Source organism: Kordiimonas sp., from assembly GCF_048264555.1.
Classification (GTDB): domain Bacteria; phylum Pseudomonadota; class Alphaproteobacteria; order Sphingomonadales; family Kordiimonadaceae; genus Kordiimonas.
On the sequence record NZ_JBLXCX010000001.1, the window covers coordinates 298522 to 323638 of the forward strand.

Sequence of the window (25117 nt, forward strand, 5' to 3'; positions counted from 1 at the left end):
TCATGGACAAGCCTTGGCCCCAACCGCGCATCGAGGAATTGCTGACATCTATCCTCGAAGAGTTGCGCATGACCAAAGTACCCAAGCGGCTCTGGTCCCTCGACGACATTGCCGCATACATGAACCGGTCCAAAATCACGATCCAGCAGCGAGTGGCCTGCAAGCCGGATTTCCCGAAGGCCATCCGCATCCCAACGAGCGCAGGCAAACTCGGACCGCTCTGGTACCCAGATCAGGTGAAGGCATACATCAAGCGTCACCAGAAATGAGTCTTAGAAAGTGGTGTTTCGGAAGTGGGTGGTCATGGTTCTGACCACCCACTGTTCACAGTATTACCCTCTATTCGACCAGCTCTCATTCGAACAATGTCCACAACGTATCTTCTCGGGGGGTCACCAACGGCTTGAATCATGACATGCTTCGCCGCAGAACTCTTTAGAGTAGCATTTTTACCCTAATAGGTTATACTTCCGGGGTTAGGGGTGTACTCACCGCAGGAGGGAGAAATGATGCGCTCGACGGCTTGTTTCATGTTTTTGGCTTTGACACTGACCAGTTGCAGTCAAATTGATCGCCAAGTATCACAAACCAAAGACAGTGCCGGCAGCAAGAAAGACACCGTAACCGTTCACTTGGTGCTCGACAAAATCAAACAAGAGCTCAGGATATTCAAACGCGAGTTTGAGACCGCTCCCAAACCCGGTCCATATACATGGAAGTGCAAACTATCAGAGGGCAACAAGGCAAAGGTCAAAGAGTTCGAACCGCCATACAAAATCAATAAGGTGGAAGTCTCACTCACCGTCACGGACAAAGCGTCAGACACAAACTCGGTTTCCGTCAGCGCTCTTCCCATTGCTGAGCTTGGCCTTAGCGGATCTAGATTCGTGGAATCTACAGCGAAAAACACTGTGGCATTGAAATTTGAAGTTGACGAAATCCCACCGGCAGAGATGAAGTTACCCCTAGAAGAGAACGGATTAGCTGACGCAATGCTTCAAATTTTGCGAGATTTTGGAAAGGTGGATAGTGAACAACCCTGCTTTATGTCAATGACCGCCACCTTGCAACTCGTCTTCATGGTGCAACATGACCAAAAATCCAATGGTGGCTTCAGGCTCTTGGTCTTAAATCTTGGGAAGTCCATGCTAAAATCTACAACCTATATGAACACAGTTACTGTAGAACTGAGCGTCCCCGGCGGGATTAACTGAATCTGCAGGGCTTCACTGCGTTTTGGACACCACAGAAACGAGAGTCTCACAGCCAACTCCATAGCGGCTGGATTGTGGTGATCCAGCGGCAACTTGAGATCGAGCTGGCCCGCCGTCTAGGCAAACTCAGGAGCGTCCAATTTTCTGGACAATTGCGTAGTTGCTTCGTGCCTAGGTAAGTCCTAAATGTCGGCGAACCTGATTTTTGCCTAGCACCTAGCTTCAGCCGATTCCGCGCAACTTTGACAAGCCCCTTCTTTGCTGGCTCCATCAACCGCAAAAGTCCATGGCTCGGACCGAAAGCTAAGCATTTCTCGGGTCACTGTTTTTGGTTTCTGTCGGCACGACGGAAAACCTCTCTAAATGGACATCTGACCAGTTCAAATTCCCCATTTTCCCCGCGCCCCATAATGGTCTCGATCGCAAACCGGACTTTCAGAGAGCCATTCGGCTCCCATCGAGCGCAGACAAGCACCGGCCATTCTGGTACTGAGACCACGTGAAGGCATACATCAAGCGTCACCAGAAATGAGTCTCAAAAGGTGGTGTTTCGGAAGTGGGTGGTCACGGATTTGGCCACCCATTTTCATGACTTGAATATGCTCAAATTCCGAGCATACTGATAAAAGTCACTGCGCCAAATTTACGCCATGTACTGTTAAGTACTTTGAAATATAACGAAAATGTGGTGCCCCCGGTCGGACTCGAACCGACACTCCCGAAAGAACCGGATTTTGAATCCGGCGCGTCTACCAGTTCCGCCACAGGGGCCTGTGAGGTGGGCTCTTATCGAGCGCCGTGCATCATATACACCGCCGCACACACGTCAAGCGCGGAAAAGTGAGATTGTGTGATTGTATTTCCCCGCCCGCATTGCTAACCATCATTTGGTGTAGTGGCGGGGAGCACCAATGCTGAAAAAGCTGTATGACTGGACGATCGCGAAGGCTGAAAGCCCGGCGAGTGAGAAGTGGCTGGCGGGTCTATCCTTCGCCGAAAGCAGCTTTTTCCCGATCCCGATTGACCTCATGATGATCCCGATGATTCTGGCCCGGCCCGCGAAGGCCTTTCGGCTGGCAACCATCACGCTCATCGCGTCCGTTCTGGGCGCGCTGTTTGGCTATATGATCGGCGCGCTGCTGTTCGAGGCCATCGGCCAACCCATCCTTGAACTTTACGGCTATCAGGAAGCTTTCGCCACCTTCCAGCAGAATTATGCCGAATACGGCATCCTCATTATCCTGGTGGCGGGTTTTACGCCCATCCCCTTCAAGGTGGTCACGATTGCAAGTGGTGTGGTGAGCATGAACCCCTTTGTGTTTTTCCTCACCTCCATCCCGGCGCGGGGCGCACGGTTCTATCTGGTCGCGGCGCTTCTGTGGAAGTTCGGCGATCCGATCCGTGAGTTTATTGAAAAACGCCTTGGCCTTGTCACCACCGCCTTTGTCGCCCTCGGCATCGCCGGGTTTGCCGTGATCAAGTTTTTGTAAGCATTCAGGAGAAAAGCCATGGCCTCAAACCTTATATCCCTGCCAGATCGTGAGCCCGTGCTTTTTGGCGGCCTTGTGGCGGCCCTCCTGCTCGGTAGCGCCTTTGCCTTCCAATATGCGGGCTATCCGCCGTGTGAGCTGTGCTGGTGGCAACGCTACCCCTATATGGGAGTGATTGCGGTTGCCCTTACCAGTAAGCTGGTGAAGGCCCTGCCGCACAAGCTGATCCTGCTTCTGCTCGCGCTTCTTTTTGCGGCTGACGCTGGCATTGCCGCCTTCCACTTCGGGGTGGAGCAAAAATGGTGGGAAGGGCTCGCCACCTGTTCAGGTTATGTGGACATGGGGGACAGTGTAGACGCGGCATTAGAGGCCATCATGAACGCGCCTGTCGTGAGGTGCGACGAAATAGCATGGTCCTTGTTTGGTATATCAATGGCGGGTTATAATTTCCTCATCGCCACAGGGATGGCCCTGTTTACGGCTAAAAAGATAAAAGATGCCTGAGCATATGCCCAAGACAGAAGCGGAATTTAAGCCAACCACCACCAAGCAGAAGCCTGCGCTGCCGCTGCCCGGTGACCGTGGTTTTGGGGCTGACACCGAACGCATGCTGCGGGTAGACCACGCCGGTGAGTTTGGCGCGGTGCGCATTTACGCGGGCCAACGGGCTGTGCTGGGTGAAAACCACCCACGTGCTGGCCTTTTCAAACATATGTATGAGCAGGAAGAGGTTCACCTCGCCCGCTTCAATAAAATGATCACCGAGCGCGGTGTGCGCCCAACCCTGATGGCGCCCTTTTGGCACGTAGCGGGCTTTGCCCTTGGGGCCACCACAGCCCTGATGGGGGAGAAAGCCGCCATGGCCTGCACCGCGGCCGTTGAGGAAGTGATCGACGATCATTACCAGCACCAGCGGGACAGTTTGGCCGCGCGCGCCGATGCCGACCGTGACCATGAGCTTGAAGAGGTGATTGAAACCTTTCAGGCGGAAGAGGTTGAGCATATGGAAATTGCAAAAGCCCACGGCGCAGAAGACGCCACCGGCTACCCCCTGCTTTCCGGGCTCATCAAAGCCGGATGCCGCACCGCGATTTGGATATCAAAACGGGTTTAATGCCCTCTCTCAATAATTGCTGACGCCGCGTGATAGCTGACGGTTTTTGTCAGCTGTCCTCGCGCATAGTTCTGCCCATAACAAACAAGGGCAAAACCATGCGACACGAGACGATAGCAACCGAGATAGAACCACCCGAAATCAAGACCGTTTATGAACCGCCAGCGGCAGAGTCCACGCGCATCTGGCGCTGGATGCTGGCCACGGCTGTGCTGTGTATCCTGCAGGGCTTTATTGCGGGATAAAAAACCGCCCCGCACAAGCACGATCAGCGTAGTTCAACCCTGCCATTTGGGGTGTTCAGGATGAGCATGAGCTGCGGTGCCGCCGCGCTGTCCAGCTCAAGCGGCAAACCATAAGCCTCAACAAGGCCTTCGAGCGCATCTGCAGACGGCCCGCTGAGCACAAGGGTGTCAATCCCGGCACCCGCCGGTGATGTCATGGCGGGGTGAGGTTCTGTCATCCACTCGATCGCAAACTGGAAGGTGTTTTCGCCCCAGTTGAGGCCAGAGAGGGATACGGTGCGCCAGCTCAGGCTTGTGCCGTCAGGTTTTTGCCTGCCACCCTCGCGCACTTCACCGAGCTCAAGACCCTGGGCCTGCATCAGGGCGGGCGCTTCATCAGCGCTCCGCATGCCAAGGGCAAAGCCTGCAATATGCGCATGGGCGTAGGTGGCGGCGCGCTCGCCCATCATATCAGGCGTAACACCTTCCTTCGGCCCTGCGATCTCGAGGTAGGTACAGGGGCCGAGCTGCGCCAGATAGTTGGCGGTGACACCATTGCTGTGCTCGCCGCCATAAACGGGCTTCACACCGGTGAGGGCTTCAAAGCGCAGAGCGTAAGCCGCGAGGTCCGGCACCGCATAAACCACATGATCGAGCGTAATGGCACCATCACAGCCTTCCTGCGCCTTGACCACAACACTGCCGCCCGCACACAAGAAACAAGCCGCCATAAGCGCCCGCAACTTTCCCCACGTATTTGTCATCACTTGCTCCAACCCATAATCCAGGAAGGTGCGCCATGCCCCCAGCGCACACTGATACAAAGACAATATCCGCTTGCTAGCGCGACAGCCATTACATCACACATCCTGTATGAGGTGTGATGCCCAGCGCACACACATATCGCGACAGGCTGACTGGCCTATTGCTCCAGTTCAGCGTCCCAATAAAGAAAATCCCGCCAACTTTCATGCAGATAGTTTGGTGGGAATTGGCGACCACTGGCATGCAGTTCCTGATTGGTGGGCCTATGGGGCCACCGCATGGGGAACATATGCGCCTCCTCAGGCGTGCGGCCACCCTTTTTCAAATTGCAGGGGGCACAGGCCGCGGTAATGTTCGTCCAGCTTGTGCGCCCGCCATAGGTACGCGGGATGACATGATCAAAGGTCAGGTCATCTGTGGCACCACAATATTGGCAGGTAAATTCATCACGCAGGAAAAGGTTAAACCGTGTGAAAGCCGGATAGCGCGGCTGACGCACATATTTTTTAAGCGCAATCACGCTTGGCAGGTTAATCGCTGTGGAAGGTGAATGCACCTGACGGTCATAATTTGAAAGGATATTCACCCGGTCAAGAAAGACGGCCTTGAGCGCCGTTTGCCAGTTCCACAGGCTGAGCGGAAAATAGCTGAGCGGCCGGTAATCGGCGTTCAGCACCAAAGCCGGGCAACTATCCGGCGAAGGCAAGTGGGGTGCGAAATGAACACCCATGTTTCTGTCCCCCTAACTGATCGTGGCGGTAAAAAAACCACCTGATCATACTGGGAACCGACGCCCACCGTCGGTCCCGCCCTTATGGGCTACAACTCCGACACGTCCGAGAATCAAGATACAGTGTTACGCCTTAATGACAAAGCTTTATCTTGTGTCGAATCAGCCGGAAGAATCAGAAAAATGCTGGGGGATGATTCATTTTTGCCGCACTCAAGCCGGGCTTAGGCGCAGCTTTCGTCAAACACGGCTTCCCAACGTTCCTGCATCTCCTCCGCACTCAGGTCCTCCACCTTCTGCTGCAAAAACCAGCTATAACCAAATGGGTCTGCCACGAGGCCCGAGAGATACCCATAAAACTGTTTTTCAACCGCCCGCATCGATTGGCAGCCCGCCGCCACCGCCTGATTAAACGCCGCATGCGCGTCCTCAACCTCAATTGTGAACTTCACCGGGCATCCGCCGATGGTGATGGGGCTGAGCGCACCAAAATCGGGATACTCATCAGCGATCTGCAAAAGCGTATCACCGATCATAAACTCGGCGTGGCCGATCACACCATTCGGATCTTCAAGCCGAAAAATCTCCCGCGCGCCAAAAGCCTGCGCGTAAAACGCCAGGGCTTTTTTTGCATCCTTCACTGTCAGATAGGTGCTGACAAGTTTTACTGCGCCGCCTTTATTTTTGCTGTCGTCACTCATGGCCTGCTCCTCTGTCTCTATATATGCCGCGATGGCTTGATCATGAGAATCAATTATGTTACGTTACGTAACGTAATTAAGAAAACGAGTCAAGCAGCATGGCAAAGAGCCCAAAAAACCAAAAGACAGATGTTGGAAAACCGGTCCGCGGTCGCCCAAGAAGCGAGAAAACCCGCACGGCCATTCTTAAGGCCACGGCTGAGCTGACCCGGGAAAATGGTGTGCCGGGCGTGACGATTGAGGCCGTTGCTGCGCGGGCGGGTGTTGGCAAACCGACAATCTACCGCTACTGGGCCAACGCGCATGAGCTGGTAATGGCTGCGCTGATGGAAGCCGCCCCCACTGGCGGCAATGCACCCTCAGGCGATGACCCTCTTGAAGCACTTCGGGCTGTGTTGCACCGCATTGCCGAAACATTTGCGAGCACAACGGGCCGTTATGTGGCGATGATGCTGGCCGCCGCCAATGAAGACAGCGAGGTTTCAAAAGCTTTTCGCAGCCATTTTATCCGCACCCGCAGAAGTGAGGCGGCATCTGAGTTGAAACGCGCGGAGGATGAAGGCCTGCTGCGTGAGGGCGCAGACGTGCAGCTCGCGCTTGATATGATGTTTGGTGCCGTGTTCTATCGGCTTTTGATGGAGCAAAAACCGCTGGATAAAACGGCGATGGACCGGTTGCTGGACGCTTGCCTGCACGGGTTATTGCGGGCCTGAGGGATGCGTGTGTGTTTCTTGTTTTCTTTCACCCGCCGCTTTCATAAGCTGCCCCCATCATGAAGAAGCCAGATCACCCATGTGTCACACGTTTTGCGCCCAGCCCCACCGGGCGGCTCCATAAAGGCCATGCCTATTCAGCGCTGATGGCCTACCGGTACGCTGAGGCACATAGCGGGCGCTTCCTTCTGCGCATTGAGGATATTGATACCACGCGCTGTAGGCCTGAGTTTACAGACGGCATTTTTGAAGACCTCAAGTGGCTCGGCCTCAAATGGGAAGAGCCCGTGCGCCAGCAAAGCCAGCATTTTGAAGACTATCAGGCAGCACTTGAGACGCTCAAGACCATGGGCCTCGCCTACCCCTGTTTTTGCACCCGCAAGGATATCGAGGCCGAGATCGCCAAATCTGCCTCAGCCCCCCACGGGCCGGACGGGCCGATCTATCCCGGCACCTGCAAACACCTGAGCGCCAAGGAACGCGCGGCACAGATTGAAGCGGGCACAGCCCATGCCTGGCGGCTTGACCTTGACGCGGCGCTCAAGGCAATCAACGAACCACTGGTGTGGCAGGATGAGGTGAAGGGTACTGTGCCCGCCACCCCGAGAGAGCTTGGCGACGTGGTGCTCGCCCGCAAGGATACACCCACAAGCTATCATCTGAGTGTGGTGGTGGATGATGCGCTGCAAGGCGTTACCCGCATCATCAGGGGGGAGGATCTCTATCACGCCACCCATATTCATGTGGTGCTGCAACGCGTCCTCAATCTACCCACCCCCACCTATCACCACCATGGGCTTTTGCTGGATGAAAAGGGGGAGCGCTTTGCCAAACGCAACAAATCTGTCACGCTTGAAAGCCTGCGCGCGGGCGGCATGACAGCGCCCGCGCTTATACAATCACTCAGGCTATAAAAAAAGGCCCCGCCAGCAGCGGAGCCTTCAAATGGGTCAGGCGCTTTCGCCGGTAAATCTAGCTGCCGGTTTTTGCGCAGGTATAGATTTTGGTGGAGTAAGCGATCGGCTCTTTTGATGTCGCTTCGCGTACATAAAGCAGGTACGGCATGTTTTTGGTTGCGGCCTGAAACTTATAATACCGCCCTGGCGCGTCCACACTTTCAAAATAGTGTGTGGGGATCGTCTTGGTGGGGCGGAAAAAGGCTTCAGGGTTACGGCTATAGTTGATCTGCGCCACATGGCGGCGACGGGAGTCGAGATCAAGGCTATCAATCTCCTCCGCATTCGCGTCGGTCATCAGCGCCACGCCCCCTGAGGTCATTTCAAGGCGGAAAGCCCAGTCGCTCAGGACCATCTCTTCAACCCGCTCTTTCGAATGATGGCGAAGTTCACGCACGAACATATTATACCCGCGCAGCGTCTCTTCATTCATGACCGTGGTTTCGCTGATTGGCATGGCCAGCAGGTCACGTACTTCTTCTGTCTGCAGGGGCTGCGCGCACACCACATCCAGCTTGCCAGCCGCTTGCGCGCCTGTGCCAGCCATGAGAATTGCGCCAACGCTTGTAGCCAGGGTTGCCAGCGTGTGCCGGATGGTGGGTTTGCGGGTTCTATCTGTCATATTCATCTCCATCTACCCCCGTGGGGGCACTATGTGACTTGCCACAACTCGCACACACACTCTACCGCCTGTCACCCCAATCAAATTGAACGAACAGCATAGCGTACAAGGCACGCAAAGCATACATCTTTGTAATCCTTGATTGTAATTTACGTCTAATGACATATCCCAAAAGTTATACCACTACACCCCATACAGGCCTTAGTCATGCACGGCCTGCGTCAATCTGTCCGGGCTTGTGGTCCTGCCTTATAGGTTTATAGTGGGCGAAATTAACTCGATAAGGTTTCCCCCATGAACTTCCTGTTTTTCCTTGGCCTTCTTTTCATGTTCATCACGCTTGTGGTGTTCTTTGTCGGTGTTGGCGGCATGTCAAAAGGCGGTGATTTCAACAAAAAATACGGCAACAAACTGATGCAGGCGCGGGTGGCATGCCAAGCGCTGGCGATCCTTTGTTTTGTGCTGTGGGCTGTCTCAAACTAGATGGTCAAGCTTACCAAAATATACACACGCGGGGGCGACGGTGGCCAAACCTCGCTCACCGGCGGGGACCGGGTGGCGAAAGACGATGCGCGTATTGAGGCTTACGGCACCGTTGATGAAGCCAATGCGGCCATCGGCATCGCACGGCTTACAACCGAGGGCGTGCCAGATACCATGCTGATGCGCATCCAGAACGATATGTTCGATTTGGGTGCAGACCTATCAACCCCCGGTGATGACTTCACGCCGGGTGAGATGACACTCAGGATCACCGATGCGCAAGTGACCCGGCTTGAGGAAGAGATTGACGCCCTGAACGCGGACCTCTCCCAGCTCACGAGCTTTGTGCTGCCCGGTGGCACACCGGCGGCGGCCCATCTGCATCTCGCGCGGACCCTTGTGCGGCGGGCTGAACGCAACACCATTACCGCAAGCCGCACCATGCCGATCAACCCGGCAGCGATAAAATATTTGAATCGGCTGTCCGACCACCTATTTGTCCTTTCAAGATACCTGAACAAAAAAGGTTCAGGTGACGTTTTGTGGGTACCAGGCGGCAATCGGTAGACGCTTTGTCGTTACGGAAAACCGGTTTTTGCTGCACTGCATTGACTCGGGTTTTTATCTGGTTTAACGCTTTGTACCCCTAAATTTTCCAAGGGCTGAGGCCATTTTCGCTTCGGTCTTGTCAACATAAGTTCCCCGGGCTTTGTTGCCCTGCACAAAAATGGGAGAGAGAACCCCATGAAGATCATGGTCCCCGTCAAACGGGTCGTCGATTACAACGTGAAAGTTCGCGTAAAATCAGACAATTCCGGCGTCGAACTCGCCAACGTTAAAATGTCCATGAACCCTTTTGACGAGATTGCTGTTGAAGAAGCAATCCGGTTGAAAGAAGCCGGCAAGGCAGAAGAGATCGTTGTTGTCTCTATCGGCCCAAAAGCGGCGACAGAAACCCTGCGCACGGGCCTTGCCATGGGCGCTGACCGCGGCATCCTTGTTGAGCATGACGGTGAAAGCGAACCACTCGCTGTTGCAAAAATCCTCAAAGCCATTGTGGAAGAAGAACAGCCCGGCATTGTGCTTCTCGGCAAACAGGCCATTGATGATGACTGCAACCAAACCGGCCAGATGCTCGCGCAGATGCTCGGCTGGCCACAGGGCACTTTTGCTTCTGAAGTTGCCGCAGAGGACGGTTCTGTAAACGTTACCCGTGAGGTTGATGGCGGCCTTGAGACAGTGAAGCTCAAGCTTCCTGCCGTGATCACCACTGACCTGCGCCTCAACGAACCACGCTATGCGTCGTTGCCCAACATCATGAAGGCGAAACGCAAGCCGATTGATGAGAAGAAGCCGGAAGACTTTGGTGTTGATATGGCAACCCGCCTCAAGACCCTGAAAGTTGAAGAGCCGCCAAAACGCGAAGCCGGTATCAAGGTTGAAAGCGTTGAAGCACTGGTCGCCAAGCTTAAAGAAAAGGGAGTAATCTAATGACCGCTCTCGTAATTGTTGAACATGATAACGCGTCCGTAAAAGACGCAACGCTCGCAACCGTGACTGCTGCCAAGGCTTTTGGCGATGTGCACGCGCTTGTTGCAGGCTCCGGCTGTGGTGCAGCCGCTGAAGCTGCCGCGAAAATTGACGGCGTTTCCAAAGTACTGGTGGCAGATGATGCGGCATACGCCCATCCGCTCGCGGAAGAGCTGGCCGCTGTGGTGCTTTCTGTTGCAGGTGATTATGACGCGATCCTCGCGCCAGCCACCACCTCTGGCAAAAACTTCCTGCCGCGTGTGGCAGCATCCCTTGATGTTGCGCAAATCTCGGACATCATCGAAGTGGTATCTGAAGACACGTTCAAACGCCCGATCTATGCAGGCAACGCCATCGCGACCGTGCAGTCGTCAGACGCGAAGAAGGTAATCACCGTGCGCGGTACCGCTTTTGATAAGGCGGCGGCTGAAGGCGGTTCTGCGTCAGTTGAGAATATCGCAGCGGCCGCGAAGGCTGGCGTGTCTGAATTTGTGGGTGCCGAGCTTTCAAAATCTGACCGCCCTGAGCTGACATCGGCGAAGATCATCATCTCTGGTGGTCGCGGCATGGGCTCCGGCGAGAACTTCAAGATCATTGAAGCTGTGGCAGACAAGCTGGGCGCCGCCGTTGGTGCGTCCCGCGCGGCTGTGGATGCTGGCTTTGTGCCAAACGACTATCAGGTAGGCCAAACCGGTAAGATCGTGGCGCCTGAGCTTTATATCGCCGTGGGCATTTCCGGTGCCATCCAGCACCTCGCCGGCATGAAAGACAGCAAGATCATCGTTGCGATCAACAAGGACGAAGAAGCCCCGATCTTCCAGGTTGCGGACTACGGCCTTGTGGCTGATCTCTTTGATGCAGTGCCTGCTCTTGAGAAGGCTCTCTAAGCCCAGAGACAATCAGAAATTAAGGGCGCTTCTATAGCGCCCTTTTTTTAAACGTGATAATAAGAAGCCAGTTAAGGCTCTGAAAACAAAGCTTCGAAAGAAATAAGAATGGTTGAGAAGGTAGGGGTTATTGGCGCGGGCCAGATGGGTAATGGCATTGCGCATGTCAGTGCGCTCGCGGGCATGGATGTTGTGCTTTCTGACGTGAGCATGGACCGGGTTGAAGCTGGCCTCAAGGTCATCAAAGGCAACCTGTCCCGCCAGGTGGGCAAAGGCAAAATCACCGCTGAGGAGATGAACGCCGCCCTTGACCGCATCAAGCTCGCGGACAATCTCGCCGCCCATAATCATTGCGACCTTGTGATCGAAGCCGCGGTCGAGAACGAGAAGATCAAAACCTCGATCTTCAAAGAGCTGTGCCCGCACCTGAAATCAAGCGCACTGGTGGCATCAAACACATCGTCCATCGCCATCACGCGGCTCGCGGCCACCACTGACCGGCCCGAGAAGTTCATGGGTGTTCATTTCATGAACCCGGTGCCGCTCATGCAGCTTGTGGAGCTGATCCCGGGCATTGCGACCTCTGAAGACACCTTTGAGCGCTTCAAGGTATTTACCGGCAAGCTCAACAAAACCACGGTGATCTCGGAAGATTTCCCCGCCTTTATCGTCAACCGAATTTTGATGCCCATGATCAACGAGGCCATCTATACGCTTTATGAAGGCGTTGGCAGTGTTGAGGCGATTGATAATGCAATGATGCTGGGCGCCAACCACCCTATGGGCCCGCTCACGCTCGCAGACTTTATCGGCCTTGATACATGCCTCTCCATCATGCAGGTGCTGTATGACGGGCTGGCGGACAGTAAATACCGCCCCTGCCCGCTGCTTGTGAAATATGTGGAAGCCGGATGGCTTGGCCGCAAAACCGGGCGCGGGTTTTATGATTACCGCGTTGAGGGTGACCCGGTACCAACCCGCTAAGCCTACCGCTCAATTTAGCCAAATGAAAAAGCCGCTCCATCATGAAGCGGCTTTTGTTTTTTGGTGGGGACCAGTCAGCTTATTGCTGTTTGTCTTTCTGCTCCTGTGCGGCCTTATATTCGATAATGGTGTTTCTCATCTCATCCTGAAACGCCTTATCAAAGCTCGCGAGATTGAGCGCGGCCTCCGTGGCGGTAATCGCCTCATTATAGGAGCCAAGTTGCGCCAGCGCGTAGCCATAGTTCGCGGCCACCACGGCGGAGTTCGGCAACAACTGCCGCGCCTGACGCAGGGCTATTCTGGCTTCTGAAAACTCAGACAGCATCAAATGGGTATGTCCGAGCTTGGCATAAAGCTGACCATCGTTCGCGACCTTTGAGACCAGCTCCTTAAGGTCTGCCTTGGCGGCCTTATAGTTGCCGAGCGCGCTGTAGGCATAAGCCCTGTTTTTAAGCGCAGACTGATAGTCCGCCTTCAGCGCGATGGCTTTTGAAAGCGACGTCACCGCATCTTCCATCTGGTTCATGCGGTAATAGGCCGCGCCCTTGATATTATGGGCCAGCGCGTCACTGCCGCCTTTTTCCAGAAGCTTGTTGGCGGTCGCCAGCGCATCCACATACCCAGCATTTTCAAGCTGCATATTGGCGATGGAGGTCAGGTGTTCGCTTGAGAGCAGACCCAAATCTTCAAGGCCTGACATCAGCTCAATCGCTTTTGGGGTATTGCCAGCCCGATATTCAGCAATGGCTTGAGCAGCGATCAGGCTACCCTTGATCTGCTGGTTGGTTTCGTCATTTTCGCTCGCGCCAGACTGCGACGCTATCTCGACCGCTTTGCGGTAATTCTCAGCCGCTTCCCTGCCCCGCCCAAGCGCCACATTGGCGGCGCCCGCTGCCGCTTGGGCATCGGCGTCCGCGGTATCTGCGGCCGTCAGCGGTGCAAGAACCTCAAGCGATGGTCCCGGAAAGCCCGTGCGCACAAGGCTTTCAGCCAAGGACAGCCTGACCTCACGGTCCTCGGGGTGTGCATCGAGGAAAATCTGCAAATACTTTGACGCGATGGAATATTTGCCTGCCCGGAAGGATACCATGCCGTAAAGGCGTGTTGCTGCTGGATAAGCCACCAGTAAATCCCCGGTACGCAACAGCGTTTCATGCGCTTCCTGCAAGTTACCTTTTTCCGCCAGAATAAAGGCCGCATAAAACTGGGTGATGGTATAGTTGGGCGCGATGGCGATAGCCCGGTCCAATGTTTCTTCGGCTTTTTCCAGATTGGCGACATCAAGGTACGCGGCCGTTAGCTCCAAGATAGCGTGGATATAGGTCGGCTGTATCTCAAGGGCGCTGTTGAACAATTCTATGGCCCGCTCAGATTCACCGCGAGCGCGTGCAACCGAGCCCATGATATATTCAGGCATCGCAGTGCTATTGTCTTTACCAAGTGCTGATCGCGCTGCGGCATCCGCAGCATCGAGATTTCTCTCACCCAGTTCAAGGAGAGCGATACCAAGATCTACCCGATGGTTTTGTGGCTCCATCTCAGCTGCGGCAGCATAATATTTCCGCCCGAGCTCCAGATTGCCTTCCTGCACCGCAAGGTCTGCCTGAAGCATTAGCGCTTCAAAACCACCACTGCCGGACAGCATAACGTTCCTGAGTTCAGCCTTGGCATCCTCCAGCCTGCGCTGCAGCATATAGGCCGAGCCCATGGAAAGGGCGGTTTGAGACCGGATGGCGCCGCTGTTGCGCGCTTTTTCAATCGCAACCTGGGCCGCGACTCCGTTGAACTGCGTAAGGTAAACATCGGCCAGAACAAGGAAATCGTCCGTACTCGCAATATTCAATTGCTCTTTGGCGCGGATGACCTGGATGACCCTATCCGTTTCGCCCTCTTCCACAAGCTTCTCGAGCGCGGCCTTGTCATAAGCCGCCAACTCATTGGAACTCAAACCCAATTCATTTGAATCGCCGCACGCAGCCAGAAGCAACGCAACCAGTAAACCGTATTTTCGAACCATGCTGAGACCTGCCCCGTCAGATAGTTGCGTACTTCTTACAATTTAAATAGAATTTCTTTCAGTTTTTAGATATAAGGACAACAAATCACATTGTCATGGGATATTTGAAGATGACGGGTCTAAAGAAAATCTTTGCAGCAGGCGTTGCTTTGGCGGCTGGTTTGGCGCTTTCAAACGCAGCATCAGCGGCCACAATTTATGGCGAGTTACAGGCCGATGCGGGCGAGTACTCCCCGATCGCTTTGGGAGAATCTGTTGCGCTCGACGGCTGCGGATCCTCATTCGATTCCAATCCCAACCCCAGCGTACAAGGGACTTTGACCTCCCTCTGTAACGGGGTTACTGATCTCGCTCCATTCGATTTTACCTGGAGTGTTTACGAGTTTGATGGCGTCGCCACCTATTCGTTCCTTGGGTATGTCCTCGAGGAAACGGTCTCACCGATCCTGACAACTGGCGGTGCTAGTGATCTTATTCAGGCGGCGGGCACTTATTTCCTTAGCTTGAACGTAACCCTATCACCGTCCTCATCTACATTCGCATTGCCTGGTGGCAACACTGGTGCATTCCAGCCGAATCCGGGTAACCTGTCTCCGAACTCGCACTCAGCCTTCTCTAATTTTGCGCTGATTGTGAACCCGGCGTCTGTGCCTGAGCCTGCTGGTGCGCTTCTTCTGTTGCCAGCCCTCGTTTACATGGCGCGCCGCCAGCGCAAACAGCGCAGCCAAGGCCAAGTGGCGAGCTAATACAGGCAGAAATTCAGTTCTTGTGAGAAGCCCGGCAAACGCCGGGCTTTTTGTTGTCTCGCTTTAGCTTAAGGCGCTTTCCAGCAGCCGTGGCCCGTCAGGCGTCAGCACAAGCCCGCGAGCGCCAAGCCCCTTTAGCACCTTCGCTGCATCCGCCTGCATCAGTGCCGCAACGCCGGTGAGGCTGTTGGCAAGCGCGGCCGACGGCGCCCGCACTATCACGTTTGAGGCGCCCAGTTCTTCCCGCGCGCGCAACATGCCTTTGCGGGTATCATAAAGCGCGGTTTCACCATAGCCGGGGCCAAAACACGCAAGCGCGCCGCCCCTCAAGGTAATCGGCAGGCTCGTCTCCCCCATCACCCCGAGGTTGAAGTGGATACGCCACTCCTGCGGGCCAAATGCCCGAATGCATCCGTCAAGGTCAACAATACCCCTGCCGACACCGGCTTCCTCCAACGCACGCACAGCCACATCAACCGCATAACCCTTCGCGATGGATTTCAGCTCCAACCGCAGCGGCTTGTTGAGGCGCACAAAGTTCTTCACGGAAAGGTCGATATCCGTCCAGACTGCAGCACCTGCTGTGCCCGAGGCGGCAATATCAAACACACCGTCCGAGCGGTAGGCGATCTCATTCGCGATCCTGAGCATCTGCCATAGATTGTTTGAGACATAATGGCTCTCCCTTACGGGGGCAGCCAGGAGGCGCATCAGTTCACTGTCCACACAGCCTGTGTTCACCGAGGCCTCCAAAGCCTCCACCGCATCAAATGCTTTCCTGATCACCCGCATGGCACAAAATCCGTGAAGCCCGAGCGTGGAAATTCGCATGGTTGCCCCCATCACAGGTTTTGAACGTGACATTTTCTGGCAACAGGTCATCGGTTTCCTTTCTCCGCATTGCTCGGTCTTTTAGAGGGCACTGGGGTCGCCGCAGTCGCGCCACACATACGCCGCACATAACCGGATAATCACCCCTGAAACGCCACAGAAACGCGCACACTTGCGCCACACATGTGTGGCGTAAAAATAGCACCAGTTTCAGCACCTTTCTGGCTTGTTCATTGAGTATAATTAATAATCATTCTTAATTGCAATACCTAAGATGAGGTGAATTTTTCTTCGCTCGGTGGCATGCCAAACCCGCTCGCGCGCTCGTGCTGGCTGTGGTATGTGGGGTAGTCTCTCTTATGCATCTGGAGGAGCCCACGCCATGCCCGCGCTTAAAATCATCATCGGAACAAAGACTTATTCAAGCTGGTCCCTTCGCGGCTGGCTCGCAGTGGCCCACACCGGCCTCGTTTTCGAGGAAGAGAAGCTAACGCTCGACACACCAGAATTTTATGAGCGCATTGGCGCCCTTTCGCCAAGCCGGACGGTGCCTGCGCTTCATCACGGTGCGACTGTTGTGTGGGATTCGCTCGCCATCATTGACTATTGCGCCCGCATCGCGCCACAGGCCTATTGGTGGCCGGAGGATGACGCCGCTTATGGTTTCGCCCGCAGCATCTGCGCGGAAATGCACTCTAGTTACATGGGCTTACGCACATATGCGCCGATGAACCTGAGGGGTTCATGGTCCAACTTAGACCTCTGTGACGCTGTCGCCAATGACGTGAAAAAAGTCACTGCCCGCTGGGATGAAGCCCGCCAACGCTTTGGTGGCGCAGGGGATTTTCTCTTTGGGGACTTCAGCGCGGCGGACATGATGTTCGCACCCGTTGTGGCCCGGCTTATCACCTACGGCATTGAGGTGAGTGATACCTCCCGCGCTTACATGGACGCGGTGCGCGCCCACCCGCTGGTGGACGCCTGGTACCAAGATGCAGCCCTTGAAGATGAGGTTGTTGCGCAGGACGAAATTCCCGCTGACGCTACCCGGCTCGGCTAGATTTTCCCGTCTGCCAGCGCTTCAAAAAAGGCAATGGTTTCCGGCGCTTCCCAGTGCCGGAGCCTGTATGACGTCGCCTTGATCACCCCGTCCGGACCCACAATAACCGAGGCAGGGCCAGTACCGTTCCGCCGGAAATCCGGGTCCATGGTCAGGTCCCGCAATATGCTCAGGTGATAGGGTGTATAGGGCGCAAGGCCCTCAATACCCCAGCGGTCCAGCGTGCGTTTGGCCTGGTGAATATTGCCTTCATCAAGGCTGAGCGCCACCACTTCCATCCGGTCATCGCCCAGTGTGCGCTGCAATGCCGCAAGGCTCCGGAGGTGCGCCCGACACCCGAGGCATTCTCTGCCATAGAAGGTGATAACAAGCGCCTTGCCTGCCTTCTCACCCAGGGTCTCAACGGTTTTCTGGCTGCCCTTGAAGTCAGAGACCACCTTCATATCAGCCACCTGCACCTCACCCGCCTTCACGTTGAGGCCGCTGAGGTCACCAACCAGATAGTCATCCACACCTGTGGCATGTGCCTGCCCGGCTATAAAGCCAGCCAGCAACATAAGTGAGAAGCCTGTGCGCCTGAGCGTGACCATGTGCCAATCCTTGCATCCGTTGAACCCCTACAGGATAGCACAAACGAGGGTGCAGCGTGATGACAAGCCTGTGAATTTATACGCTGGCCAGCCTTTATATCTTGCCGGCGGCCAATGCCTTGAAAAGCTCTATCGCTTCAGGCTTGTCCCATTTTAAGGGGCCAAGAAACAGGGCTTTCACCTCACCGTCACGCCCAACCACATAGCTTGTGGGCAATGCGCCGTCTGCCAGATCAAACGCGATCTTCATCGTGGGTTCCGCGTAAAGCGCGAGGCCTTCAATACCCCATTCCTTCAGGGTTTCCTCAGCCTGAAGAATGCCGCCACGGTCCACCGTTATCGCCACCACTTCAAAGTCGTCACCGCCCAGCTCATGCTGCAGGTTTGCAAGCTCTTTCATCTCCGCCCGGCACGGCGCGCACCAACTGGCCCACAGGTTTATAAGCATCGCCTTGCCCTTGAGGCTTGAAAGCGGCGCTTTGCTGCCGTCCGCAAAGATAATTTCATGCGAGGGCAACATCATGGGCGTTTCAGGCAAGGTCAGCTTTGCCATTTCGCCTTTCAGGTAAGAATTTATCGGTGCATCCGCCGTTGTCGGCGTTATAAACACTCGATAAGCTGCAACGCCCAAAAGAGCGACCACGATGGTGGAAAGTATAAGGACTTTTTTGTGCATCCACGGACTCCAGGTTACAAAGGGACGTTAGCGGCCACAAACATATAGGCGCTGATTGGAAAGGCAAGACTGGCATGGATCACAATAACGATAAGAACGCGAAAAAAGGTCAATCCATGTGGGGTGGGCGCTTTGGCGCAGGCCCGTCTGCCATCATGCAGGAAATCAACGCTTCTATCGGTTTTGACAAACGCCTTTATGCAGAAGACATCGCTGGCTCCAAGGCGCACGCGAGCATGCTAGGCACACAGGGCATTATCTCGCAGGATGACGTTACCGCCATCCACAAGGGCCTTGATCAGGTCAAGGCAGAGATTGAAGCGGGCGAAATGGTGTTCGACCCCGCCCTTGAGGATATCCACATGCATGTGGAAAGCCGCCTGCGCGAGCTTGTGGGGGACGCAGGTGCGCGCCTTCATACCGGCCGTTCCCGCAACGATCAGGTGGCGACGGACTTCCGCCTCTGGGTACGGGAACGCTGTGACGAGCTGGATCTGGGCCTGAAGGGCCTCCTGAGCGCGCTCGTTGATCAGGCTGACAAACACGCTGGGTCGGTGATGCCCGGTTTCACCCATTTGCAGACTGCGCAGCCCGTTACCCTTGGCCACCACCTGATGGCCTATCATGAAATGTTTGCGCGCGACCGCGCACGGCTGAAAGATTGCCGCACACGGGTGAACGAGAGCCCGCTGGGCGCCGCAGCGCTTGCGGGCACCAGTTTCCCCATCGACCGGCACATGACCGCTGATGCCCTTGGTTTTGACCGGCCGCTCGCCAACTCGCTCGACGCTGTATCGGCGCGGGATTTTGCGCTTGAGTTCTTGTCGGTGCTTTCAATCTCTGCTGTGCATCTTTCCCGCCTCGCGGATGAGATCGTGCTGTGGGCCACATCCGCCTTTAAGTTTCTCGAGCTGTCTGACGGGTTTTCAACCGGCTCGTCTATCATGCCGCAAAAGCGCAACCCTGATGCCGCAGAGCTTGTGCGCGCCAAGGTTGGCCGCATTACAGGGTCGCTGAACGGCCTGATGATGGTGATGAAAGGCCTGCCGCTCGCCTACTCAAAAGACATGCAGGAAGACAAGGAACCTGTGTTTCAGGCGGTAGATGATTTTGTGCTGTGCCTTGCCGCCATGACCGGCATGATCGAAGACCTGAAACCCCGCACTGATGAAATGGCGAAAGCCGCTGGGCTGGGCTTCTCAACCGCAACCGATCTCGCCGATTGGCTTGTGCGGGTGCTTGGCCTGCCGTTCCGCGATGCCCACCATGTAACCGGCGCGGTCGTCAAGGAAGCGGAGAGCCGCGGGCTTGACCTCAAGGACCTGCCCCTTGATGCCATGCAAGCGGTAGAGCCACGCATTACTGACGATATTTATTCGGTGCTGAGCGTCGAAGCATCTGTCACCAGCCGCACATCTTTTGGCGGCACGGCACCTGAGAATGTGAAAGCGGCTGTGAAAGCCGCGCGGGAGGCACTCAAATGAAACGTCTGATCAAAACTGTCACCATCATCGGCCTGATCGTGAGCGCGGGCACCAGCCTGAGCGCTTGCGGCAAAAAAGGCGACGTGAAGCCACCCCCAAGCTACCAGAACAGCAATTAGTGCAGACCTGAGGGCCAGATGGACCATTTCCAGTATAAAGACGGCGTAATGCACGCCGAAGACGTTGCTCTCCCCCGCATCGCAGACGAGGTTGGCACACCGGTTTACGTTTATTCAACGGCGACGCTCAAGCGCCATTTCCGCGTTTTCAGGGAAGCATTTGCGCGCATCAACCCGCTCATCTGCTTCGCGGTAAAAGCAAACAGCAACCAGGCTGTGCTCACCACCCTCGCCCGTGAAGGCGCAGGCGCTGATGTTGTGAGCCTGGGTGAGCTGATGCGGGCGCTGAAGGCTGGCATACCGGGTGAGCGCATTGTTTTCTCCGGCGTTGGTAAAACCGATGAGGAAATGGAAGTCGCGCTGAACGCGAACATCAAGCAGTTCAGTGTGGAAAGCGAAGCGGAGCTTGAGGCGCTCAATAGCGTCGCTGCGCGCCTTGGTAAAATTGCGCCGGTTTCCATCCGGGTTAACCCGGACGTGGACGCCATGACCCACGCTAAAATTTCCACCGGCAAATCCGAGAACAAATTCGGGATCGCATGGCAGAAGGCAGATGCCGTTTACGCGCGCATTGGTGAACTCGCGAACGTGAAAGCCGTTGCTGTTAACGTGCATATCGGCTCACAGCTCACCAAACTTGAACCCTTCAAGGAAGCCTTTATCCGTGTGATTGCGCTTGTGAGAGACCTGCGCGCGAAGGGACATGATATCACCCATATCGACCTCGGCGGCGGGCTCGGCATTCCTTACGCGCCGGATGCTGAAGTGCCACCTGCGCCAAGCGCCTACGGTGAGATGATCCAGGAGGTGATGGGCGATATCGACTGTGACATCATCCTTGAGCCTGGCCGTCTGATTGCAGGCAACGCAGGCATCCTGCTTAGCAAAACCATTTATGAGAAGCGCGGCGAAAACCGCACCTTCTATATCATTGATGCCGCGATGAATGACCTGACCCGGCCCGCGATGTATGACGCCTATCACGCCATCGCACCAGTCAACGAGCCGCAAGCAAACGACCCGGTGGTCGCTGATTTTGTTGGCCCCGTGTGTGAAAGCAGCGATGTTTTCGCGAAAGACCGTAAAACAGCGCCCCTCAAGAGAGATGATCTGGTGGTGATTAAATCAGCCGGAGCTTATGGTGCCGTGATGGCCTCAACCTACAACAGCCGCCCACTTGTGCCGGAAGTGTTGGTGGATGGTGACAGGTTTGCGGTGATCAGGAAACGTCAATCGCTTGAGGACTTGTTGGCGCTTGATGCCTTGCCGTCCTGGCTTTCGGATGACGAGGACTGAAGAACCTCCTCCGTCTCCTCCCGCTCCTGCTTGCGCCGGTTGGCAAGCGCCTTGTTAACCGCCCCCAACAGCTGGTCCATGGTGAAGGGCTTTGAGAGAAGTCCTTCGATCAAGAGAGACAGATTATGGGCGCGTTGGCGCTCATTTGCGAAACCCGTCATCAGGATAATCGGCACATGCGGGCGTGTGGCCCGCACCTTGAGCGCGAGGGATATGCCGTCCATCATCGGCATGGCGATATCAGAAAGCAGAAGATCGAAGTGATGGTCGTTCATCAACTCCACGGCCTGTGCGCCATCGTTAGCCACAAGAACCGTATGTCCATGCATCGTTAACACGCGGCTGACATAGTCACGCACCGCTTCTTCATCTTCAACAACCAAAACCCGTGCCACTGGGGTTCACTCCCACTAGAGAAACGGCATTGTTTTTTCTATGCCCGGCCCATTTTGCCTATAAACGGCAACTCCCGGTATCTATATGCAATGTCCATTCCATATCCGATAACAAATATATCGGGGCACTCAAAACCAACAAAATCAGGCTTTATATTAGTTGTCCGGCCGTTACTTTTGTCAAGTAATACAACACTGGTTACACTTTCTGCTCCCAGCGATAGAAAATACTTCCGCGCGAACTCCAACGTTTTGCCGTGTTCAAAGATGTCATCGATCACAAGGACATCCCGCCCCTCTACCGGCAAATCAGACGCCGATATAAGCTTAACAGACCCGGCTTTTCTGTCTTTTTCAAGGCGGATAAAGTCCATCTCCATGACACAGCCACGGGCGGACATGGCTCGTGTGAGATCAGCCGCAAACATCATTGCGCCGTTCATCACCACCTGTGCAATGGGTTCCGTATCAAACCAGCGGGTCAGCCTTGCGGCCAAGTCCTCCACCTTGGTAATGATTTCTTCGGCAGTGAATACGGGCTCAATGCCGTGGTGGGCATCTCCCGCTTTGTTCCAGTCGAAGAAATAATCCATCAGGGGGTCTGCGCTTCTGCGGCCGAGCGGCTGCCTTCAATGGCTTTCACAGCCACATTGGCCGCGCCGGAGGGTATGGGATAAAGACTTGTCTCAAAATTCAGGATAGCGCCCCGGCGCAGGATGCGGCCCGGCGGGTCTGTCACCCAGCTCGTAAGCACCCGTTTGTCGCTATCCAGCACTTCCACCCGCACCTGCGGCACGGTCGCAGACCGGGTTTTGCTGGTGTTTTGAATGAAGCCACGCACCATCAGCGTGTTGCGGCCATCAACCTCTTCCACCTTGGTGCGGTCATTATAGAGCACTGCGCTGACATAAACTTCAGCCTCGCCAAGTGGGGTGGAAACCTCTTCCCCCTCTTCTGGCTGGAAACGTTCAACGTCGCTAACGCCCTCAAACATCTCATAAAAGCCTGCCATGCCCGGCATCTTGTAGACCACTTCTTCCTTCTTGAAGACCAGAAGGTAAAGAACCACAAGCCAGAAGATAAGAAGCAGGCCCCAAAGGCCTGTCAGAAGCTTGCGTTTGCGCGCGGTAGAGGCCCGCTCGGCTTGTCGGCGCTGCTCAGCCCGACGGCGCGCGAGGAAATCGTCCTCATCATACTGCTCATCATCATCGGCGTGGTCATGATCGTGGCCGCTTGCGTCATCTTCGTCGTCATCAAACTCTGACCCGAAGTTGGCCCTGAGTGCAGCCCCTACACCAAAGTCATCGCTATCCGATTTTTCCGCAGCACTTGGGGGTGCCGCGCGCACATCCCCGTCGTCATCATAGATGTCGTCATCCATGGGCGGCGGCGGAGGTGCATAATCAGCCGGATCGTCCTGAACCGTACGCCGTACAGCAGCCGCACGGGCGGCCATGCCTGCATCCATCTCAGGCGGCGGGGAGGCTGGGCTTGGCACAGCAGGGCGCATAGGCGGTGCGGCTGGTGCCGCAGGGCGCGTGAGCATCTGGTCAGGCAGCGCGCGCCAGCTGTGTTTGCATTTCGCGCAGCGCACAGTGCGCCCGTCTGGCGGGATAGCACCGTCGGGAACTTTAAATTTTGCCTCGCACGACGGACAAACAAGGATCATGTGACAAGCCCGGACCTGATTTTGGGCTCAAAGCGCGGGGCCTTGAGCCGCGTTATATAATATTCCTCAACTGTATATGAAATCAGGCAAAAAAGACAAGCGCCACGGCGCACGACAGCGATAAAGACGCAACGGGGGCTTGGAAGCTGCCTCAATTAAGCGCTAATCTGCGCCATAGAATTGCCCGCTGGACGGATAGGATGCCATATGCAATTCTGCGCGCCGAGATCGTGGGAGCAGTAATGATTACCTTTGAGAATGTGGGCATGCGTTACGGCATGGGAGCCGAAGTCCTTAAGGATGTCAGCTTCACGCTGGACCGTGGCTCGTTTCATTTCCTCGTGGGGCCATCGGGGGCGGGCAAAACCACCCTCCTCAAACTGCTGTATCTGGCGCACCGGCCATCCCGTGGGTTGATCAATTTTTTTGGCCGCGACCTGATGACTCAGGAACGTGATGCCCTGCCCCGTCTTCGGCGACGCATTGGTGTTGTGTTTCAGGACTTCCGCCTGTTCGACCATATGACCGCTTTTGAAAATGTGGCCCTGCCCCTTCGCATCCAGGGCGCAAAGCGGGCACAGGTGGCTGACCATGTGGAAGAGCTTCTTTCCTGGGTTGGCTTGGAGGACCGCATGCATGCGCGCCCCGCCACACTCTCGGGTGGTGAAAAACAGCGGGTCGCTATCGCGCGGGCTGTGATCAACAAACCTGATCTTCTCGTCGCGGATGAACCCACCGGAAACGTGGACCCTGAGATGTCCCGCCGCTTGATGCATCTTTTTGTGGCACTCAATAAAGAGGGCACCACCACGGTTGTGGCCACCCACGATGACCATCTGGTGCAAAGCATTGGCGCTCCTACGCTCAAGCTTGATAAAGGCGAGATGTCTTTCATGCCCGGCGGCACACCGATTGACCCGGGAGCCTAGGCCATGTGGGGACGCACGCTTCAATTCCTGCCAAAAGAAAACATGCGCGAAGGCTTGCTGCCGTGGGTTATTGGCGTGATGCTTTTTCTTTGTACCCTTGCGCTGGCCTGTGGCCTCGCGCTGGGTCGCGGGCTTGACCGCTGGAGCGCAGGGCTAACCACCAACCTCACCGTTCAGATTGTGGTTGAGGACAAGATGGTCAGGGATCGCCAAACCGAAGCCGCCCTTACGCTTTTGCGTGCCACCCCTGGCGTGGTGGAGGCAAGCGTTTTGGCGGATGCAGACGTTGTCGCCCTGCTCTCACCCTGGCTTGGTGAAGTGCCGTTTGACGCGGGCCTGCCGATCCCGACCCTCATAGACGTGAAACTAGAGCGCCCTGACGCCGTGAACACTGCGGGCCTGCGTGAACGGCTGGTGGCTGCCGCGTCTGGCGCGCAACTTGATGACCATCAGGCATGGATGGGGCAGGTGCTTGACCTCGCCGCCGTGGTGCGCCTGTTGCTTGCGGGCATTGTGGTGATGGTTGTGCTGTGTACCATTGCCATCGTGATTTTTGGTTGCCGCGCGGGCCTCGCCACCCATAGGGAAAGCATCGAAATCATGCATCTGATGGGGGCGGAAGACAGCACTATCTCAAAGGCATTTGATGAGCGGTATCTCTCGCATGGCCTCAAGGGCGGGCTTCTTGGTGTGCTTCTGGCCGCGCTCACCCTTTATCTGATCGCACATATGGCGGAACGCATGGGTCAGGGGCTACTGACCGCAAGCCTGCCCACAAGCGACAATCTTATGTGGCTCGCGCTGCTGCCGCTTGTCTCGGCGGCGCTGACCATGCTGACCGCGCGCATTACGGTGCGCCGCGCGCTTCTTCACATGATGTAGGGCTGCCCGC

The 25117-nt window shown here is 55.7% G+C and carries 31 protein-coding genes and 1 tRNA gene; 20 read left to right on the forward strand and 12 right to left on the reverse strand.

All coding sequences use genetic code 11. From position 1 onward, the window contains the following. Nucleotides 1-2: 2 nt before the first annotated feature. Both ACN0XZ_RS01360 and ACN0XZ_RS01365 read left to right on the forward strand, forming a co-directional pair. Nucleotides 3-269 (forward strand): hypothetical protein, encoded by a 267-nt coding sequence (locus ACN0XZ_RS01360; RefSeq protein WP_417455911.1) that lies wholly within the window; start codon nucleotides 3-5, stop codon nucleotides 267-269. Between the two features lie 237 nt (nucleotides 270-506). Beyond that, a complete protein-coding gene (locus ACN0XZ_RS01365; RefSeq protein ID WP_417455912.1) occupies nucleotides 507-1214 on the forward strand; it encodes a hypothetical protein in 708 nt (235 codons plus the stop codon). 686 nt (nucleotides 1215-1900) lie between these two features. Here the strand turns inward: ACN0XZ_RS01365 and ACN0XZ_RS01370 are convergent. Continuing rightward, a tRNA-Leu gene (locus tag ACN0XZ_RS01370) sits at nucleotides 1901-1985 on the reverse strand. Nucleotides 1986-2125: 140 nt separating this feature from the next. Between ACN0XZ_RS01370 and ACN0XZ_RS01375 the strand changes: the two genes are divergently transcribed. The 4 genes from ACN0XZ_RS01375 to ACN0XZ_RS01390 all read left to right on the forward strand — a co-directional run bounded on the left by ACN0XZ_RS01375 (nucleotide 2126) and on the right by ACN0XZ_RS01390 (nucleotide 4063). Further along, nucleotides 2126-2704, forward strand: coding sequence for a YqaA family protein (locus ACN0XZ_RS01375; protein WP_417455913.1), 579 nt, complete (start codon nucleotides 2126-2128; stop codon nucleotides 2702-2704). 18 nt (nucleotides 2705-2722) lie between these two features. After that, nucleotides 2723-3208: a disulfide bond formation protein B gene (locus ACN0XZ_RS01380; protein ID WP_417455914.1), complete on the forward strand. Its 486-nt coding sequence runs from the start codon at nucleotides 2723-2725 to the stop codon at nucleotides 3206-3208. A 4-nt stretch (nucleotides 3209-3212) separates the two neighbouring features. Further along, nucleotides 3213-3818, forward strand: a complete 606-nt coding sequence (locus ACN0XZ_RS01385; RefSeq protein ID WP_417456638.1) for a demethoxyubiquinone hydroxylase family protein — start codon at nucleotides 3213-3215, stop codon at nucleotides 3816-3818. 98 nt (nucleotides 3819-3916) lie between these two features. Further along, nucleotides 3917-4063 carry a hypothetical protein gene (locus ACN0XZ_RS01390; RefSeq protein WP_417455915.1) on the forward strand — a complete coding sequence of 49 codons (147 nt, stop codon included), beginning with the start codon at nucleotides 3917-3919 and terminating at the stop codon, nucleotides 4061-4063. A 23-nt stretch (nucleotides 4064-4086) separates the two neighbouring features. Here ACN0XZ_RS01390 and ACN0XZ_RS01395 read toward each other — a convergent pair whose 3' ends face one another. The 3 genes from ACN0XZ_RS01395 to ACN0XZ_RS01405 form a co-directional block, all read right to left on the reverse strand. Beyond that, complete coding sequence (locus tag ACN0XZ_RS01395; RefSeq protein WP_417455916.1) at nucleotides 4087-4806, reverse strand: VOC family protein; 720 nt, start codon at nucleotides 4804-4806, stop codon at nucleotides 4087-4089. A gap of 158 nt (nucleotides 4807-4964) precedes the next feature. Beyond that, nucleotides 4965-5537, reverse strand: a complete 573-nt coding sequence (locus ACN0XZ_RS01400; RefSeq protein WP_417455917.1) for an HNH endonuclease — start codon at nucleotides 5535-5537, stop codon at nucleotides 4965-4967. 224 nt (nucleotides 5538-5761) lie between these two features. After that, complete coding sequence (locus tag ACN0XZ_RS01405) at nucleotides 5762-6238, reverse strand: VOC family protein (protein ID WP_417455918.1); 477 nt, start codon at nucleotides 6236-6238, stop codon at nucleotides 5762-5764. Between the two features lie 98 nt (nucleotides 6239-6336). Here ACN0XZ_RS01405 and ACN0XZ_RS01410 point away from each other — a divergent pair, with 98 nt between their 5' ends. Continuing rightward, nucleotides 6337-6951, forward strand: a complete 615-nt coding sequence (locus tag ACN0XZ_RS01410) for a TetR/AcrR family transcriptional regulator (protein ID WP_417455919.1) — start codon at nucleotides 6337-6339, stop codon at nucleotides 6949-6951. Between the two features lie 59 nt (nucleotides 6952-7010). Next, the gene (gluQRS, locus tag ACN0XZ_RS01415) at nucleotides 7011-7865 is read left to right on the forward strand and encodes a tRNA glutamyl-Q(34) synthetase GluQRS (protein WP_417455920.1); all 855 of its coding nucleotides are present in this window, start codon (nucleotides 7011-7013) and stop codon (nucleotides 7863-7865) included. A 58-nt stretch (nucleotides 7866-7923) separates the two neighbouring features. On the opposite strand, the gene ACN0XZ_RS01420 is transcribed toward gluQRS, so the two are convergent. Continuing rightward, nucleotides 7924-8529: a hypothetical protein gene (locus ACN0XZ_RS01420; RefSeq protein WP_417455921.1), complete on the reverse strand. Its 606-nt coding sequence runs from the start codon at nucleotides 8527-8529 to the stop codon at nucleotides 7924-7926. A gap of 294 nt (nucleotides 8530-8823) precedes the next feature. Here ACN0XZ_RS01420 and ACN0XZ_RS01425 point away from each other — a divergent pair, with 294 nt between their 5' ends. The 5 genes from ACN0XZ_RS01425 (at nucleotide 8824) to ACN0XZ_RS01445 (ending at nucleotide 12413) form a co-directional block, all read left to right on the forward strand. Further along, complete coding sequence (locus ACN0XZ_RS01425; protein ID WP_417455922.1) at nucleotides 8824-9012, forward strand: twin transmembrane helix small protein; 189 nt, start codon at nucleotides 8824-8826, stop codon at nucleotides 9010-9012. Continuing rightward, nucleotides 9013-9579: a cob(I)yrinic acid a,c-diamide adenosyltransferase gene (locus tag ACN0XZ_RS01430; RefSeq protein ID WP_417455923.1), complete on the forward strand. Its 567-nt coding sequence runs from the start codon at nucleotides 9013-9015 to the stop codon at nucleotides 9577-9579. It abuts the gene before it with no gap. A 177-nt stretch (nucleotides 9580-9756) separates the two neighbouring features. After that, on the forward strand, nucleotides 9757-10503 hold the full coding sequence (locus tag ACN0XZ_RS01435) for an electron transfer flavoprotein subunit beta/FixA family protein (protein WP_417455924.1): 747 nt from the start codon (nucleotides 9757-9759) through the stop codon (nucleotides 10501-10503). Then, nucleotides 10503-11429 (forward strand): electron transfer flavoprotein subunit alpha/FixB family protein, encoded by a 927-nt coding sequence (locus tag ACN0XZ_RS01440; protein ID WP_417455925.1) that lies wholly within the window; start codon nucleotides 10503-10505, stop codon nucleotides 11427-11429. Before ACN0XZ_RS01435 ends, ACN0XZ_RS01440 begins: the two co-directional genes overlap by 1 nt. A gap of 108 nt (nucleotides 11430-11537) precedes the next feature. Then, nucleotides 11538-12413: a 3-hydroxybutyryl-CoA dehydrogenase gene (locus tag ACN0XZ_RS01445; RefSeq protein WP_417455926.1), complete on the forward strand. Its 876-nt coding sequence runs from the start codon at nucleotides 11538-11540 to the stop codon at nucleotides 12411-12413. A gap of 79 nt (nucleotides 12414-12492) precedes the next feature. Here ACN0XZ_RS01445 and ACN0XZ_RS01450 read toward each other — a convergent pair whose 3' ends face one another. Further along, complete coding sequence (locus ACN0XZ_RS01450) at nucleotides 12493-14361, reverse strand: tetratricopeptide repeat protein (protein WP_417455927.1); 1869 nt, start codon at nucleotides 14359-14361, stop codon at nucleotides 12493-12495. 179 nt (nucleotides 14362-14540) lie between these two features. On the opposite strand from ACN0XZ_RS01450, the gene ACN0XZ_RS01455 reads away from it, so the two are divergent. Further along, entirely contained in the window at nucleotides 14541-15176 is a 636-nt protein-coding gene (locus tag ACN0XZ_RS01455) for a hypothetical protein (protein WP_417455928.1), read from the forward strand. 63 nt (nucleotides 15177-15239) lie between these two features. Here ACN0XZ_RS01455 and ACN0XZ_RS01460 read toward each other — a convergent pair whose 3' ends face one another. Beyond that, on the reverse strand, nucleotides 15240-16007 hold the full coding sequence (locus ACN0XZ_RS01460) for an FAD:protein FMN transferase (RefSeq protein ID WP_417455929.1): 768 nt from the start codon (nucleotides 16005-16007) through the stop codon (nucleotides 15240-15242). Nucleotides 16008-16389: 382 nt separating this feature from the next. Between ACN0XZ_RS01460 and ACN0XZ_RS01465 the strand changes: the two genes are divergently transcribed. After that, nucleotides 16390-17067: a glutathione S-transferase family protein gene (locus ACN0XZ_RS01465; protein WP_417455930.1), complete on the forward strand. Its 678-nt coding sequence runs from the start codon at nucleotides 16390-16392 to the stop codon at nucleotides 17065-17067. Here the strand turns inward: ACN0XZ_RS01465 and ACN0XZ_RS01470 are convergent. Then, nucleotides 17064-17657 carry a TlpA disulfide reductase family protein gene (locus ACN0XZ_RS01470; RefSeq protein WP_417455931.1) on the reverse strand — a complete coding sequence of 198 codons (594 nt, stop codon included), beginning with the start codon at nucleotides 17655-17657 and terminating at the stop codon, nucleotides 17064-17066. The genes ACN0XZ_RS01465 and ACN0XZ_RS01470 overlap by 4 nt on opposite strands. 94 nt (nucleotides 17658-17751) lie before the next feature. Beyond that, complete coding sequence (locus ACN0XZ_RS01475; RefSeq protein ID WP_417455932.1) at nucleotides 17752-18333, reverse strand: TlpA disulfide reductase family protein; 582 nt, start codon at nucleotides 18331-18333, stop codon at nucleotides 17752-17754. Nucleotides 18334-18407: 74 nt separating this feature from the next. On the opposite strand from ACN0XZ_RS01475, the gene argH reads away from it, so the two are divergent. The 3 genes from argH to lysA are packed head-to-tail and all read left to right on the forward strand — an operon-like array spanning nucleotide 18408 to nucleotide 21232. Next, on the forward strand, nucleotides 18408-19817 hold the full coding sequence (gene argH, locus ACN0XZ_RS01480) for an argininosuccinate lyase (protein WP_417455933.1): 1410 nt from the start codon (nucleotides 18408-18410) through the stop codon (nucleotides 19815-19817). Continuing rightward, a complete protein-coding gene (locus ACN0XZ_RS01485; protein ID WP_417455934.1) occupies nucleotides 19814-19936 on the forward strand; it encodes a hypothetical protein in 123 nt (40 codons plus the stop codon). Before argH ends, ACN0XZ_RS01485 begins: the two co-directional genes overlap by 4 nt. Nucleotides 19937-19954: 18 nt before the next feature. Further along, nucleotides 19955-21232 carry a diaminopimelate decarboxylase gene (lysA, locus tag ACN0XZ_RS01490; RefSeq protein ID WP_417455935.1) on the forward strand — a complete coding sequence of 426 codons (1278 nt, stop codon included), beginning with the start codon at nucleotides 19955-19957 and terminating at the stop codon, nucleotides 21230-21232. Here the strand turns inward: lysA and ACN0XZ_RS01495 are convergent. Genes ACN0XZ_RS01495 through ACN0XZ_RS01505 form a run of 3 tightly spaced genes read right to left on the reverse strand, consistent with a single transcriptional unit; the run spans nucleotide 21166 to nucleotide 23296 of the window. After that, nucleotides 21166-21627: a response regulator gene (locus ACN0XZ_RS01495; RefSeq protein WP_417455936.1), complete on the reverse strand. Its 462-nt coding sequence runs from the start codon at nucleotides 21625-21627 to the stop codon at nucleotides 21166-21168. The genes lysA and ACN0XZ_RS01495 overlap by 67 nt on opposite strands. A 38-nt stretch (nucleotides 21628-21665) precedes the next feature. After that, complete coding sequence (locus ACN0XZ_RS01500) at nucleotides 21666-22220, reverse strand: phosphoribosyltransferase (protein ID WP_417455937.1); 555 nt, start codon at nucleotides 22218-22220, stop codon at nucleotides 21666-21668. After that, nucleotides 22220-23296, reverse strand: a complete 1077-nt coding sequence (locus tag ACN0XZ_RS01505) for a zinc-ribbon domain-containing protein (protein ID WP_417455938.1) — start codon at nucleotides 23294-23296, stop codon at nucleotides 22220-22222. The genes ACN0XZ_RS01500 and ACN0XZ_RS01505 overlap by 1 nt, the downstream gene beginning before the upstream one ends. Before the next feature lie 200 nt (nucleotides 23297-23496). Between ACN0XZ_RS01505 and ftsE the strand changes: the two genes are divergently transcribed. Beyond that, nucleotides 23497-24225 carry a cell division ATP-binding protein FtsE gene (gene ftsE, locus ACN0XZ_RS01510; protein WP_417455939.1) on the forward strand — a complete coding sequence of 243 codons (729 nt, stop codon included), beginning with the start codon at nucleotides 23497-23499 and terminating at the stop codon, nucleotides 24223-24225. A 3-nt stretch (nucleotides 24226-24228) separates the two neighbouring features. Further along, nucleotides 24229-25107, forward strand: a complete 879-nt coding sequence (locus tag ACN0XZ_RS01515; RefSeq protein ID WP_417455940.1) for a cell division protein FtsX — start codon at nucleotides 24229-24231, stop codon at nucleotides 25105-25107. Nucleotides 25108-25117 lie beyond the last annotated feature (10 nt).

Excerpts from the sequence above, each read along its gene's own strand:
- ACN0XZ_RS01470 (WP_417455931.1), bottom strand. The coding sequence starts at position 17,657 with ATGGTCACGCTCAGGCGCACAGGCTTCTCACTTATGTTGCTGGCTGGC.
- ACN0XZ_RS01425 (WP_417455922.1), top strand. The coding sequence starts at position 8,824 with ATGAACTTCCTGTTTTTCCTTGGCCTTCTTTTCATGTTCATCACGCTT.
- ACN0XZ_RS01465 (WP_417455930.1), top strand. The coding sequence starts at position 16,390 with ATGCCCGCGCTTAAAATCATCATCGGAACAAAGACTTATTCAAGCTGG.
- ACN0XZ_RS01420 (WP_417455921.1), bottom strand. The coding sequence starts at position 8,529 with ATGACAGATAGAACCCGCAAACCCACCATCCGGCACACGCTGGCAACC.
- ACN0XZ_RS01430 (WP_417455923.1), top strand. The coding sequence starts at position 9,013 with ATGGTCAAGCTTACCAAAATATACACACGCGGGGGCGACGGTGGCCAA.
- ACN0XZ_RS01505 (WP_417455938.1), bottom strand. The coding sequence starts at position 23,296 with ATGATCCTTGTTTGTCCGTCGTGCGAGGCAAAATTTAAAGTTCCCGAC.
- argH (WP_417455933.1), top strand. The coding sequence starts at position 18,408 with ATGGATCACAATAACGATAAGAACGCGAAAAAAGGTCAATCCATGTGG.
- ACN0XZ_RS01400 (WP_417455917.1), bottom strand. The coding sequence starts at position 5,537 with ATGGGTGTTCATTTCGCACCCCACTTGCCTTCGCCGGATAGTTGCCCG.
- lysA (WP_417455935.1), top strand. The coding sequence starts at position 19,955 with ATGGACCATTTCCAGTATAAAGACGGCGTAATGCACGCCGAAGACGTT.
- ACN0XZ_RS01410 (WP_417455919.1), top strand. The coding sequence starts at position 6,337 with ATGGCAAAGAGCCCAAAAAACCAAAAGACAGATGTTGGAAAACCGGTC.
- ACN0XZ_RS01435 (WP_417455924.1), top strand. The coding sequence starts at position 9,757 with ATGAAGATCATGGTCCCCGTCAAACGGGTCGTCGATTACAACGTGAAA.
- ACN0XZ_RS01475 (WP_417455932.1), bottom strand. The coding sequence starts at position 18,333 with ATGCACAAAAAAGTCCTTATACTTTCCACCATCGTGGTCGCTCTTTTG.
- ACN0XZ_RS01440 (WP_417455925.1), top strand. The coding sequence starts at position 10,503 with ATGACCGCTCTCGTAATTGTTGAACATGATAACGCGTCCGTAAAAGAC.
- ACN0XZ_RS01360 (WP_417455911.1), top strand. The coding sequence starts at position 3 with ATGGACAAGCCTTGGCCCCAACCGCGCATCGAGGAATTGCTGACATCT.
- ACN0XZ_RS01515 (WP_417455940.1), top strand. The coding sequence starts at position 24,229 with ATGTGGGGACGCACGCTTCAATTCCTGCCAAAAGAAAACATGCGCGAA.
- ACN0XZ_RS01405 (WP_417455918.1), bottom strand. The coding sequence starts at position 6,238 with ATGAGTGACGACAGCAAAAATAAAGGCGGCGCAGTAAAACTTGTCAGC.
- ACN0XZ_RS01455 (WP_417455928.1), top strand. The coding sequence starts at position 14,541 with ATGACGGGTCTAAAGAAAATCTTTGCAGCAGGCGTTGCTTTGGCGGCT.
- ACN0XZ_RS01395 (WP_417455916.1), bottom strand. The coding sequence starts at position 4,806 with ATGACAAATACGTGGGGAAAGTTGCGGGCGCTTATGGCGGCTTGTTTC.
- ACN0XZ_RS01385 (WP_417456638.1), top strand. The coding sequence starts at position 3,213 with ATGCCCAAGACAGAAGCGGAATTTAAGCCAACCACCACCAAGCAGAAG.
- ACN0XZ_RS01375 (WP_417455913.1), top strand. The coding sequence starts at position 2,126 with ATGCTGAAAAAGCTGTATGACTGGACGATCGCGAAGGCTGAAAGCCCG.
- gluQRS (WP_417455920.1), top strand. The coding sequence starts at position 7,011 with ATGAAGAAGCCAGATCACCCATGTGTCACACGTTTTGCGCCCAGCCCC.
- ACN0XZ_RS01380 (WP_417455914.1), top strand. The coding sequence starts at position 2,723 with ATGGCCTCAAACCTTATATCCCTGCCAGATCGTGAGCCCGTGCTTTTT.
- ACN0XZ_RS01445 (WP_417455926.1), top strand. The coding sequence starts at position 11,538 with ATGGTTGAGAAGGTAGGGGTTATTGGCGCGGGCCAGATGGGTAATGGC.
- ACN0XZ_RS01485 (WP_417455934.1), top strand. The coding sequence starts at position 19,814 with ATGAAACGTCTGATCAAAACTGTCACCATCATCGGCCTGATCGTGAGC.
- ftsE (WP_417455939.1), top strand. The coding sequence starts at position 23,497 with ATGCCATATGCAATTCTGCGCGCCGAGATCGTGGGAGCAGTAATGATT.
- ACN0XZ_RS01390 (WP_417455915.1), top strand. The coding sequence starts at position 3,917 with ATGCGACACGAGACGATAGCAACCGAGATAGAACCACCCGAAATCAAG.
- ACN0XZ_RS01365 (WP_417455912.1), top strand. The coding sequence starts at position 507 with ATGATGCGCTCGACGGCTTGTTTCATGTTTTTGGCTTTGACACTGACC.
- ACN0XZ_RS01460 (WP_417455929.1), bottom strand. The coding sequence starts at position 16,007 with ATGCGAATTTCCACGCTCGGGCTTCACGGATTTTGTGCCATGCGGGTG.
- ACN0XZ_RS01500 (WP_417455937.1), bottom strand. The coding sequence starts at position 22,220 with ATGGATTATTTCTTCGACTGGAACAAAGCGGGAGATGCCCACCACGGC.